Source organism: Acinetobacter sp. AB03, assembly GCF_058107045.1.
Genome location: NZ_JBUEBA010000002.1, coordinates 1,044,535 through 1,056,218 on the forward strand (window position 1 = coordinate 1,044,535; position 11,684 = coordinate 1,056,218).

The 11,684-nt window shown below is 43.1% G+C and carries 10 protein-coding genes and 1 pseudogene; 8 read left to right on the plus strand and 3 right to left on the minus strand.

The features are described 5' to 3' along the window. Positions 1-203: 203 nt before the first annotated feature. The 4 genes from tfpB to ACY3FQ_RS05470 all read left to right on the plus strand — a co-directional run bounded on the left by tfpB (position 204) and on the right by ACY3FQ_RS05470 (position 4,568). A complete protein-coding gene (tfpB, locus tag ACY3FQ_RS05455) occupies positions 204-1,961 on the plus strand; it encodes a type IV pilus assembly ATPase TfpB (protein WP_168158964.1) in 1,758 nt (585 codons plus the stop codon). A gap of 101 nt (positions 1,962-2,062) precedes the next feature. Further along, complete coding sequence (locus ACY3FQ_RS05460; RefSeq protein ID WP_004696098.1) at positions 2,063-2,425, plus strand: NirD/YgiW/YdeI family stress tolerance protein; 363 nt, start codon at positions 2,063-2,065, stop codon at positions 2,423-2,425. Positions 2,426-2,571: 146 nt separating this feature from the next. Continuing rightward, a complete protein-coding gene (locus ACY3FQ_RS05465) occupies positions 2,572-3,231 on the plus strand; it encodes a response regulator transcription factor (protein ID WP_126037274.1) in 660 nt (219 codons plus the stop codon). Beyond that, on the plus strand, positions 3,231-4,568 hold the full coding sequence (locus ACY3FQ_RS05470) for a sensor histidine kinase (RefSeq protein WP_489773678.1): 1,338 nt from the start codon (positions 3,231-3,233) through the stop codon (positions 4,566-4,568). Before ACY3FQ_RS05465 ends, ACY3FQ_RS05470 begins: the two co-directional genes overlap by 1 nt. A 122-nt stretch (positions 4,569-4,690) precedes the next feature. Here ACY3FQ_RS05470 and hemP read toward each other — a convergent pair whose 3' ends face one another. Further along, complete coding sequence (gene hemP, locus ACY3FQ_RS05475) at positions 4,691-4,858, minus strand: hemin uptake protein HemP (RefSeq protein ID WP_004696105.1); 168 nt, start codon at positions 4,856-4,858, stop codon at positions 4,691-4,693. Positions 4,859-5,008: 150 nt separating this feature from the next. Here hemP and ACY3FQ_RS05480 point away from each other — a divergent pair, with 150 nt between their 5' ends. Next, complete coding sequence (locus ACY3FQ_RS05480) at positions 5,009-5,908, plus strand: NUDIX domain-containing protein (protein WP_126037270.1); 900 nt, start codon at positions 5,009-5,011, stop codon at positions 5,906-5,908. Positions 5,909-5,920: 12 nt separating this feature from the next. Here ACY3FQ_RS05480 and ACY3FQ_RS05485 read toward each other — a convergent pair. Both ACY3FQ_RS05485 and mrcB read right to left on the minus strand, forming a co-directional pair. Continuing rightward, positions 5,921-6,469: pseudogene (locus tag ACY3FQ_RS05485) on the minus strand (tetratricopeptide repeat protein). A gap of 21 nt (positions 6,470-6,490) precedes the next feature. Then, on the minus strand, positions 6,491-8,887 hold the full coding sequence (gene mrcB, locus ACY3FQ_RS05490) for a penicillin-binding protein 1B (protein WP_126037268.1): 2,397 nt from the start codon (positions 8,885-8,887) through the stop codon (positions 6,491-6,493). Between the two features lie 151 nt (positions 8,888-9,038). On the opposite strand from mrcB, the gene ACY3FQ_RS05495 reads away from it, so the two are divergent. The 3 genes from ACY3FQ_RS05495 to ACY3FQ_RS05505 all read left to right on the plus strand — a co-directional run bounded on the left by ACY3FQ_RS05495 (position 9,039) and on the right by ACY3FQ_RS05505 (position 11,681). Then, a complete protein-coding gene (locus ACY3FQ_RS05495) occupies positions 9,039-9,977 on the plus strand; it encodes an NAD(+) kinase (RefSeq protein ID WP_489773679.1) in 939 nt (312 codons plus the stop codon). 3 nt (positions 9,978-9,980) lie between these two features. After that, positions 9,981-10,247 (plus strand): YeaC family protein, encoded by a 267-nt coding sequence (locus ACY3FQ_RS05500; protein WP_058869973.1) that lies wholly within the window; start codon positions 9,981-9,983, stop codon positions 10,245-10,247. 267 nt (positions 10,248-10,514) lie between these two features. After that, positions 10,515-11,681 (plus strand): ATP phosphoribosyltransferase regulatory subunit, encoded by a 1,167-nt coding sequence (locus ACY3FQ_RS05505; RefSeq protein ID WP_489773680.1) that lies wholly within the window; start codon positions 10,515-10,517, stop codon positions 11,679-11,681. Positions 11,682-11,684 lie beyond the last annotated feature (3 nt).

Below are 11,684 nucleotides of genomic sequence, written 5' to 3' on the forward strand. Positions count from 1 at the left end.
TCTCACTAAATTTAATGACCTGTCTAAAATATAGGCGAATGCTGAAGGTGGATTCAAGTTAAAAGAGCAAGATTTGTGAGTAAATTCGTGATTCTATTGATGAGCTTGGCTACTCCTCGATATTTGTAGGATTTGCTTATGCTTTGTGTGAATGAATACAGAAAATCTTGCTATAGTGGGGTTATGTTTGGGGACGTATAACAATGAATTTTAATTTTGAAATTGATACCACTTGGTGCTTAGATCAACTGTTTAAAGATGGGCGAATTACTGAAAAAGAAAAAAATCTAGTACAAACCTCGCACCGTCAACGCGATCAATTGAAGTGGCATCCTTTACAGTGGATTGCTCATTTTAATCTGGTGGATCAGTCGCATCCACAGTCGAGACTGACATTAAATCGGCTGTGTCAGTGGCTAGCCGAAAAGACCCAATTACCGTTTTATGTGATTGATCCACTCAAAGCCGATGTGCAAGCTTTGACTTCGGTGATGTCTCAAGAATTCGCCTTCCGCAATAAAATCTTGGCAGTAGAAGTTCAGGCTAATCAAGTTTTGATTGCAACAGATCAGCCGTATATGAAAGATTGGATTGCAAATTTGGAGCAGAATGTTGCACCGAAAAAAATCCAGCGTGTATTACTCAGCCCTGAACAATTACAGCGCTATATGGTCGAGTATTATCAGGTGAGTCGCGCCGTCAGTAACTCCCAGAAGTCTGGGAGTTATGACCGTGATAATAAAGGCGTAGAAGCACTTTTACAGTTGGGTGATAGTCAAAACCCTGATGCCAATGACCAACACATTGTTAAATTAGTCGACTGGGTTCTACAGTTTGCTTTTGAGCAAGGTGCCAGTGATATTCACTTAGAACCACGTAAAGACAACGGCAAAGTTCGTTTCCGTATTGATGGAGTGCTGCATACGATTTATAACATGCCTGCCAATACTTTAACCGCAGTGATTTCGCGGATTAAAATTTTAGGTCGAATGAATGTGGCGGAAAAACGTAAACCACAAGATGGACGGTTAAAAACACGGACACCGAAAGGACAAGAAACAGAACTGCGTCTTTCGACTTTACCGACTGCTTTTGGTGAAAAGTTGGTGATGCGTATTTTTGACCCTGAAGTTTTAGTGCGTAGCTTTCAGCAGTTGGGTTTTGAAGGGCATTTGCTCAGTGATTGGCAAGCGCTGACTTCGCATAGTCACGGCATTATTTTAGTGACAGGGCCAACGGGTTCAGGTAAAACCACCACGCTTTATTCTTCTTTGAAACAATTGGCTACGGAACAGGTGAACGTCTGTACCATTGAAGACCCAATTGAGATGTTAGAGCCGAGTTTTAACCAAATGCAGGTGAATACAGGCATTGATCTTGGGTTTGCTGATGGTGTTCGCGCACTGATGCGTCAAGACCCTGACATTATTATGGTCGGTGAGATTCGTGATCATGATACGGCCAATATGGCGATTCAAGCAGCACTTACAGGGCATTTGGTGCTTTCAACTCTGCATACTAATGATGCACCTTCCAGTCTAACGCGTTTGCATGATTTAGGCGTACAGCCGTTCTTAACCGCGGCAACCATTTTAGGGGTATTGGCACAGCGTCTCGTACGTCGTCTATGTCCACATTGTAAAGTTGAAAAGCAAATCAATAGCCAAGAATGGGAGCATCTGACTTTTGATTACATTATGGAAATGCCTGAAAAAGTCTTTACCGCAGTAGGATGTGACGAGTGTCGTCAAACGGGCTACAAAGGACGAGTCGGCATTTATGAGTTTATGCCTGTGAGTTTAGAGGCAAAGCAACTGATTGGTGCCAATGGTGACTTGACCGCACTGCGTCAACAAGCCAAAAAAGAAGGCATTGAACCTTTAAGAATTGCAGGGGCTCGTAAAGTTTTAGAAGGCGTCACTACGCTAGAAGAAGTGTTGCGTGTTGTCCCACTCAACTAAGCATTTAATGCGTTACTTGAAGCTTTCTTAAGATTCGGCTCATCTAGTTTTGGTTTAATAGCTTCATCAAATAGATGAACAATTAAATAGAGGTACTGGATATGAATATGATGATGAAAGCGTTATTGGTTGCAGGTGTTATTGGTTCAACCACTGTCGCTGTAGCAAACACCGCAGTGAACCAAGCGGCAGTTGCTGCTTCAACACCAACTACGGTTAAGCATGCGTTAACATTAAAAGATGACAGCCACGTCCAGTTAAAAGGTTATGTGGTCAAAGCCATTGGGGATGAGAAGTATGAATTCCGTGACCAAACTGGTTCAATTACTGTCGACATTGATGATGAATTATGGGGTGGCAAAGCAATTTCGGCTAAAACACCTGTAACCATTATCGGCGAAGTAGATATTGACTACAAACCAGCAAAACGTGTGGAAATAGACGTAGATCAAGTGAAATTCTAAACACGCTTGCCCAAGCTCAATTCAATTTTGATTGGGCTTTCTTAAAAAAACCACAGGGCTTTGATTGGATCTTAGCCCTGTGGTTTTTTGTATTTTGATCCATTTCACGGCATGATCTAAACAATAGTAATAAGGCAGATTAAGCAGTGCGGATATTATTGGCAGAAGACGACGTCTCACAAGCTGAGAGCATTAAAACTTGGCTTGAAATGGATGGCTACAGTGTCGATTGGGTGGAGCGGGGCGACCATGCCATTTTAGCCATTGAACAGCATCAGTATGACTGTGTGCTTTTAGATCGTGGTTTGCCGTATGCCACAGGTGATGACATTTTGCTGAAAGTCCGTGGTAAGAACCTATCGACTCCTGTGATTTTTCTCACAGCGCGTGACAGTATTCGAGATCGGGTCGAAGGGCTAGACTTGGGCGCCAATGATTATTTGGTCAAACCTTTTAGCCTAGAGGAATTATCAGCTCGAATTCGCTTACAACTTCGACAGCAGCATAGCAGCTCGCAGGTATTGAGCTATGCCAATATTCAGCTCGATCCACAGGCCAAAAGTGTGACTCAAAATGGTCAAGCTGTTAATTTAACTGCCAAAGAGTTGCAAATTTTGCATAAATTGATGCTCAAGCCCGAATATGTCGTTACGCGGGAACAACTCGAAGAAAGCCTTTATGCATGGGGCGATGAAATCGAAAGTAATGCGATTGAGGTTTTTATTTATCAATTACGAAAAAAACTCGGTAGCCATTGTATTAAAACTATTCGTGGTTTGGGCTACAGAATGAATCAGGACACATAATGGCTCAGCCAATTTCATTACAGCGTCAGCTTGTTAAAAGTTCGCTCCTCAGTTCGATACTGGCGGGGCTTTTGGCATTGCTGATGTTCATTGGGGTGTCGGTTTATCAGACCATGTCTATGCAAGATGAAATCATGGATGAAATGGCCGATATGTTGTTGGCAGATGATTTAACTGTCAGCAATGGTCAAGCCTTGGCAGAGCTTAGTGATGAATTCGAGATTCGCTATCGACTCGATAATGCACAGCAACTTTTGACAGCATCTGAAGATGTGCCTGAAAAAATTACCGTTGATCATTTGAGTTTGGTTTCAGATGCACCTTATGGTTTTTATTGGTCAGAGCATAAACTGTGGCGTATTTATACTGCACAGGATAATCACGGTTTACAGGTTCAAGTGACCCAGTCGATGTCCGAACGTTTCCATGCATTTTGGCAAAGCATCCTAGTTTTCAGCGGTGTGTTGTTTTTAGTGTGGTGTGTGCAGTGGTTGTTGATGCATTTTGCCATTCGACGTAAATTTCGGGTGATACATCAAGTTTCAGAGCAAATTTCAAATAAATCGGTCAATGATTTAGCACCTATTTCTATGCCAGAACCTGAGCTGATTGAGTTGCAACCGATGCTGTCTCAGCTGAATGCTTTATTGGCGCGTTTAGACCAAGCTTTAGTGGCAGAGCAGCGCTTTACCGCAGATGCTTCACATGAACTACGTTCTCCACTGTCTGCGATACAAATGCGACTTCAGGTGCTCAAGCGCAAGTTTCCTGAACTTGAAAGTGAGTTCAAACCGATCCAAAAAGATGTCAGTCGTGGGGTGCAGGTGTTGGATAATTTGTTGTTGCTGGCACGGCTAGACCCTGAGCAAAAGGAAAGTTTGGCGAAGACTAAGTTTGACTTCAGTCTGTTAATGCGGGATGTGATTAAAGCTTTACAGCCGTTTGCGGACTCAAAACAGATTAAAATTAGTGTGGTGCTTACAGAGCAGGTTTATGTATTGGCCAATGAGCAGCTCTTATTTAGCGCACTTCGCAATTTGCTCGACAATGCCGTTCGCTATAGCCCCGAGCAGGCACAAGTTTTTGTCAATCTCACGATCGAAAAACAGCAGCTCAGACTGAGGATTGAAAATAGTGGACACGGTGTCGAAGCTGCGGTTATCCAGCGTTTAGGTGAACGCTTCTATCGGGCTTTAGGTACAAAAACACAAGGTTCAGGCTTGGGCTTATCGATTTGTCAGAAAATTGTCGATTTACACGCAGGGCAGTTGTTATTTAGTTCATCCGACTTAGGCGGTTTAAAAGTGGAACTGCTGTTAAATACGCTTGAGACTTAGATATGCAGATTGTGATCTATTATCAAAACAGCATAAATGATCAAACTTAAAGACATTAAAAAGCAGTACGCGCTGACATACTGCTTGTTTCCACGATTATTGTTATTGGGTTTTTATAGTTCTTATTTGGTAAGAATGAGTCGATTATTGCGAGTGAGTCGTAGACGATACTCTTCTCCAGCATGCATAATGCGAATTTCACGGCCTAGGGCAAATAAGTTGTTTGAGTGTAGCATTGGTAGTGAATGGGCTGTTTCGTTACGAGTAAATAAGCTAAATGGTGCGTTCATTCTGGCGACTCCGTGGTATATGTTGAACGATTTAAATGATAATCATTATCGAATGTGGCTGTCAACATTTTCTCGCTGAAAATATAAAAAACTTCAATATCGTTACATGCAATCACTCAATACACTACACATCTGAAATGGAATCTGATTATGTCAAAACCTTTGGTTCAAGTTGCTATAGCCATCCTTTTACACCAAGGCAAAGTGTTGGTGGGTTGGCGCCAGGCGGAACAGCATCAGGGCAATAAGCACGAATTTCCTGGAGGGAAGGTGGAAGCAGGTGAAACGCCTGAGCAAGCCTGTCGCCGTGAAGTGTTAGAAGAAGTGGGAATTGATATACAAGATTGGCATGCTTTTGACTGTATTCAGTTTGAATATGACGATGTGATTGTCAATTTGCATTTATTTCATGCCACAGTATCGAAGCATCTATTGGCAGACATTCACTCACCATGGGCGTGGTTCAAGCGTGCCGAATTACAAGACCTTAACTTTCCAAAAGCCAATCAAGCCATTTTGAAGCGACTCTATGCTGCACCTGTGATTAAAATTTCAGATCAAATCGATTTGTTGAAGGATTTGCCGGAACAACAAGTGCTGTATTGGCGAGTGCCTGCCAGTCCTGAACATATTTTAAAAATTGCAGAACTGAGTGTAGAACAATTGGCACGAGTGATTGTCAATATAGAACTATGGAAAGGTTTAAATCCACTACAACAGCAGGCAGTTGCGGCCATACACCTAAAACAATCTCAATTGATGCAACTGAGTAAAGGGGAGCTGAACGTTGGGCAGCGTTATATAGCGGCCTGTCATGACCGTAGCAGTGCTGAACATGCGCAAGAGATTGGCTGTGATGCTCTTTTACTCAGCCCTGTACTTGAAACGCTCAGCCACCCAAAGAGTGAAACTTTGGGTTGGGAGCAGCTGAGCTTGATTGCAGAAGAGATTCATATCCCAGTTTTTGCTCTGGGCGGCTTACAGTTAGCCGATTTAGCCAAAGCACAAAGTTATGGCGCTTATGGTATAGCAGGACAACGCTCCATCTAACGGAGCGTGCTTTTAAGACAGACTTTTGATTGCCGTTTGGGCTTGTTGAATGGTTTTCTGATTCTTCTGCATTTGACCCACTTTTAAGATAATGTTCCAAAGCTGCTTTTTCATGGCATTGCTTTGGGCATAACTCAAGCCGCGACGTGCAAGCGATTCCGCATTTGCAGGTTGTTTTTGTTGATTGGCAATTAAAGCCAAATACAAAAAGGTCTCACTCGACTGTGGTGCTAAACGCTGTGCTTGCATGGCGTAGCTTTGTGCTTGACTTCACTGGCCTTGGCGATAGGCCGTTTGTGTTTTTTGCATCAGACTTTTAAAAGCAGGAAGCTGTCGCCCATCATCAAACTGTTGTTTGCTTTTTTGTTCAGGAATCACAATCTTCTGACGTTGAATTTCTTCACGGTCATAAGGGTGAATTGTGACCCCTGAGGGTGTTTTCTGCTCTTTATCCGCCTGTGTCGGCTTTTCAGGTATCTTTTTTTCATATGGCTGTGGGAGGCTTTGACAGCCTGCCACAGTCACGATGGTTGCTAAGATACTTAAACGTTTAAACCACATCAAAATTTAAATCCGTCCTATTTATTCAGGTTGATAGCTACCACTCGAAATGACTTGCGTCTCATCTTCTAAGTTACGCTGCATGTTCGATTCACTTTCACGAATATAGTTGTCTATGCTGTCGCCTTGTTCAGGTGTAGCTTGGTAACCATCTGTTTCAGGACTGTAAGTGGGTTCAACTTGATAATGCGGTAAGCCACATGCAGTTGCTTTACGTGGTACGGTGTTTCGCAAGAGGGGAATATACATTGCGCCCTCACAACCTTGAGCAGCAAGATAACCCGTGCCACGATCAATCCAATGCCATTGCACATCATCAGGTTGGCGTAAGTTGACTGGTTTTTGACGCAGCTGGCTCATTACATTGGTCCACACTGGCAACGCGCCTGAAGAACCTGTTAAGCCAGTTTGTTTGTTGTCATCTAAACCTAGCCAAACCACAGAAACATAATTGCCCGAGTAACCTGCAAACCATGAGTCACGGGTGTCATTGGTGGTTCCAGATTTGCCTGCAAGCTGAAGCGAGTTCGGTAGAGTGTTATAAGCTGAACGACCTGTACCTGAGGTCATCACTTGTTGTAGACCATAGTTCAGGACATAGGCAGAAGCAGGGTCAATGGTTTGTTGGACATTTAAACCATAACGGGTCAGCAAGCGACCGTTTTGATCGACAACAGTACGAATGGATTTAGTCGGATACTTAAAACCGCCTGTGGCAAAGTTGCCATAAATGCTGAGCATTTCCATCGGAGACATGTCTACCGCACCCAAGAAAATGGATGGATAGGTTGGAATATTACTGGTCACACCAAAACGTTTTAGGTGGTTACTAAACGTCGATAAACCAAACTCTTGACCAAGGCGAACTGCTGACAAGTTATATGAATTAGACAGTGCCTGTACCATTGGTACAACGCCGTGTTCGCCACCGCTATAGTTCTTAGGTGTCCATGCTTTACCATTGCCTTGAATACTAATGCTGCTATCTTCAATTGGGCTGGCCCAGTTGTAACGTCCCGACTGAATTGCACTGAGGTAAATCACAGGTTTAAGCAGTGAGCCGACTTGACGCTTGGCATCGAGTGCACGGTTAAAACCAGTAAAGTCTTGGGTTGAACCAACAGCTGCGACCAATTCACCATTTTCAGGATGTGCAACCAATACTGCACCTTGCAGCTCTTTTAGACGGCTTGAGCCACGGCTTAAGCGACCAACAGTCGATTTAAACGCGTCTTGAATTTTGGTTTGGGCAATCGGATCGAGCGTTGTAAAGATGCGTAGACCTTGGTTGGTCAAATCACCTTCTTGGTATTCAGTACGTAACTGACGACGCACAATGTCTAAGAAATCTGGGAAACGTGAAGGGCCGAGAGTCGGTTTGGCAATCACATTTAAAGGGCGAGCTGTTTCAGTTTCATATTGTTCTTGGGTCAGATAGCCCATGACCAACATGTTGTTTAAAACAATATTACGGCGCTTTTTCGCAGCTTCTGGGTTACGCCAAGGGTTATATAAGGTTGGACCTTGTACCAAACCCACCAAATAAGCTTGTTGCGCAATATTTAGCTCACGCAAAGGCATGCCGAAGTAAAACTGCGAAGCTAAACCATAGCCATTAATAGAATAGTTGCCGTTTTGCCCGAGGTTAACTTCATTGAGATAGGCTTCTAAAATTTCATCTTTGTCATAGTGAAACTCGACCAATAAAGCCATAAATGCTTCATTGACTTTACGCTTAATGGTTTTTTCAGGGGTGAGGTAGAAGTTTTTCACCAACTGTTGGGTCAGTGTTGAACCACCTTGACGTTTTCCACCCGTGACATTACTCACAATCGCACGTGCCGTACCACGAATTGAAACGCCGTGGTGACTATAGAAATTACGATCTTCTGTTGCAATTAAAGCCTCAATTAAAGGCTTAGGGACTTTGTCGAGTTTAATCAGGACACGGTCTTCATTATGCTGCGGATAAATCCCGCCAATCAGCATTGGCTCTAAACGTGCAATCCCTGTAGAAGAGGGTTTAGTTGCACTGACTTCAGCCACTTGCTCATCGGCAAAGGTGACTTTAAGTACTTGTTCAGGCTCGACACTATCACCGAAGTCAAAGCCACGGGTGTGTACATATAGCTCATTGCCAGAACTGACAAAGTTCCCTGATTTGGTATAGTTTTCCGAGGACTTATAGCCCAAAAGTTTTAACTCTTGAGTGAAGTCAGCCTGACTGACAGGGGCATTGGTATACACTTCGAGCGGGCGTGCGAATACCTTCGCAGGAATGTCCCAGCGCTTGCCTTCAAACTTGTCACGTACAACGGAGTCGAGTCTTATTAAATAAATACTAAACACCAAGAATGCTGCAATGACTAAGATGCAGAAGATCAGTGCAATTAAACCTATGCCACGTTCTGACTTCATAAATACGAATAAGATCCTGAGAAATTGTGCTAATCATGCGAAGCTTTTCGCTAATTTGCAATAATTAAACTGTGAACAAACTGAAATATAGACAATTCCGCGTATAGCAGCAGTCACTTTAGTTTTTGAATCAATTTAAATAAATAATGTTATGATAGGCGGGAATCGTAGCGGAGCGATGTTGCAGGTGCAAATTTCACATAAAACATTTCGAAACATAGGCTTAATTGGACGTCCAGATAAGTCTTCAGTTGTTGAAACCTTATGTCTTATTCATGATCATCTACTCAGCTTAGGGTTACATCCCGTTTTTGATGCGCAAACCGCTGAACTGGTTCCTTATAAAAACACACAAACGGTGAGTCGTGCACTTCTGGGTGAAGTGGTCGATTTGGTGATTGTGGTGGGCGGGGATGGCTCACTTTTGCATGCTGCACGTGCCTTGGTCAAATTTAATACCCCAGTAATGGGGGTAAACCGAGGACGTTTGGGGTTTTTAACCGACATCAAGCCGACTGAAGTGATTTTTAAGCTCGATCAAGTCTTAAAAGGTGAGTATCAGTTAGATCGTCGTTTCTTATTGGAAATGGAAATTCGCTCAAAGGGCGAGACGATTTATGATGCGATTGCGCTAAACGATGTAGTATTACACTCGGGTAAGTCAGTGCATATGATTGACTTCGAACTGAATATCGATGGTCAATATGTCTACCGTCAACACAGTGATGGTTTGATTGTATCGACGCCTACGGGTTCAACCGCTTATTCGTTGTCAGGTGGCGGCCCAATCGTGCATCCGGGGATGGATGCGATTGCTTTGGTACCGATGCATCCGCATACCTTGTCTTCACGCCCGATTGTGGTGGGTGGACACAGTGAAATTAAGCTTCTGATTCGTGAAAACCGTGTCTTGCCGATGGTCAGTGCCGATGGTCAACACAGTGTTTCGCTCAATGTGGGTGACAGCTTACATATTCGTAAGCACCCCTTTAAACTGAATTTATTACATCCACCGGGTTATGATTTTTATATGTCATGCCGAACTAAACTTGGGTGGAACCAAGATTTTGACTCTTTTCAACAGGATTAAATCATGAATATTGAACAGATGCTTTCTATTTTAGATGCCGATATTGTTGAGCGTTTAAAAACAGCTGTAGAAATTGGTAAATGGCCAAATGGCGTTGCGTTGACTGCTGAACAACGTCAAACTTGTATGCAAGCCGTTATTGCTTGGGAGCATCAGAATACTCCTGAAAAAGAACGTACGGGCTATATCGATAAAGGGCATAAAGAAGAAGGTGAGGAGTGTGATTCTCATGTGCCTGAACCAGAATTTAAACCTATTCGTTTTATTTAATTGATTAAAAATATGTTGAATCGCTTAGCAACAGATGCTTGGTGATTCAACAACTTAATTTAAAAAGAATAACCTGCAAAACTGTTTCAATCATTATGCTTATAAAAATAATAAAATTGTTAATGAGGACATCAAAACGATAAATTAAATTTTCCGAAATTGTCTAATGCACAGCACATTGTATCGTGATAGACTAAGAGAAATCGGGTGTGCCCCGATTTTTTTATGCGGATTCGTTCCGCGCAGACAAGATTTTAGGTTTACAACATGCCCATTTCAGAGACATGGTTATTACCTGATGGTGTAGCTGATGTACTACCAGAACAGGCGCAAGTGATTGAAACTTTGCGTCGTCAAGCATTAGATTTCCTCGCAACTCGAGGTTATCAGTTGGTGTACACGCCATTCATTGAATACATCGAATCGTTATCTTCTCTATCAGAATCGAATCAAGATTTAGACTTAGCCACTTTTAAAGTGATTGATCAGCTTTCTGGTCGTTTGCTTGGTGTGCGTGCCGATATGACACCACAAGTGGCTCGTATTGATGCGCATGTACATCCAGTGGAAGGCGTTGCTCGCTATTGCTATGCAGGAACAGTCCTACATACCAAACCACAAGGCTTTAATACCACACGTACACCTTTGCAGTTAGGTGCTGAGCTATTCGGTTCAGACAGCATCGATGCCGATGTTGAACTAATTGATGTGATGATCAGCCTGCTTGAAAAAACAGGTTTTGCAGACGGTATCCATTTGGATTTAGGCCATGTGGGCTTATTCCGTAGTATGGTGAAGGTTGCGGGTTTAAACAAAGCGACTGAACGCCAACTCTCTGATTTATACCAACGTAAAGCACTGCCAGAATTGGCTGAATTTACTCAAGATTTAAACTTTGGTGCTGACTTTTATACTTTAGGTCGTTATGCAAGTGACTTAGATGCCTTGCAAACGTATTTAAGTGCAGAAGTGATTGCCGATGCAGAGTTTAAGCACGCTTTTGATGCATTGAAAACCACACAGTCTGAGATTCAAGCGCGTTGGCCAAATCTTCAGATGGGTATTGATGTGGTTGAGCTACGTTCGTATCACTACCATACGGGCTTAATGTATGCCGTTTATGCACCAAACCGTGCTGCGCCATTGGCACAAGGTGGACGCTATGATGGAATTGGTGAGCACTTTGGGCGTGCACGCCCAGCAACAGGCTTTAGTTGTGACTTATATGCACTTAGTGCAGGTCGTTTTCAGCAAAACAGTCTTGTGGTTGCACCCAAAGGTACTCAAACAGATTTGATCCAAGCGATTGAACACACGCGTGCTCAGGGCATGAGCGTGATTCAACTTTTGGGGCAGGATGATTTAACTACGCTTCCATATGCAACGCACCAGTTGGTGAATGTTGCAGGTCAATGGACTGTAGAACAAATTTAATCA

What these genes read in the sequence shown, in the direction of transcription:
- ACY3FQ_RS05480 (WP_126037270.1), top strand. Translation starts at nt 5,009, where the DNA reads ATGTCAAAACCTTTGGTTCAAGTTGCTATAGCCATCCTTTTACACCAA.
- mrcB (WP_126037268.1), bottom strand. Translation starts at nt 8,887, where the DNA reads ATGAAGTCAGAACGTGGCATAGGTTTAATTGCACTGATCTTCTGCATC.
- ACY3FQ_RS05500 (WP_058869973.1), top strand. Translation starts at nt 9,981, where the DNA reads ATGAATATTGAACAGATGCTTTCTATTTTAGATGCCGATATTGTTGAG.
- ACY3FQ_RS05470 (WP_489773678.1), top strand. Translation starts at nt 3,231, where the DNA reads ATGGCTCAGCCAATTTCATTACAGCGTCAGCTTGTTAAAAGTTCGCTC.
- tfpB (WP_168158964.1), top strand. Translation starts at nt 204, where the DNA reads ATGAATTTTAATTTTGAAATTGATACCACTTGGTGCTTAGATCAACTG.
- hemP (WP_004696105.1), bottom strand. Translation starts at nt 4,858, where the DNA reads ATGAACGCACCATTTAGCTTATTTACTCGTAACGAAACAGCCCATTCA.
- ACY3FQ_RS05460 (WP_004696098.1), top strand. Translation starts at nt 2,063, where the DNA reads ATGAATATGATGATGAAAGCGTTATTGGTTGCAGGTGTTATTGGTTCA.
- ACY3FQ_RS05505 (WP_489773680.1), top strand. Translation starts at nt 10,515, where the DNA reads ATGCCCATTTCAGAGACATGGTTATTACCTGATGGTGTAGCTGATGTA.
- ACY3FQ_RS05495 (WP_489773679.1), top strand. Translation starts at nt 9,039, where the DNA reads ATGATAGGCGGGAATCGTAGCGGAGCGATGTTGCAGGTGCAAATTTCA.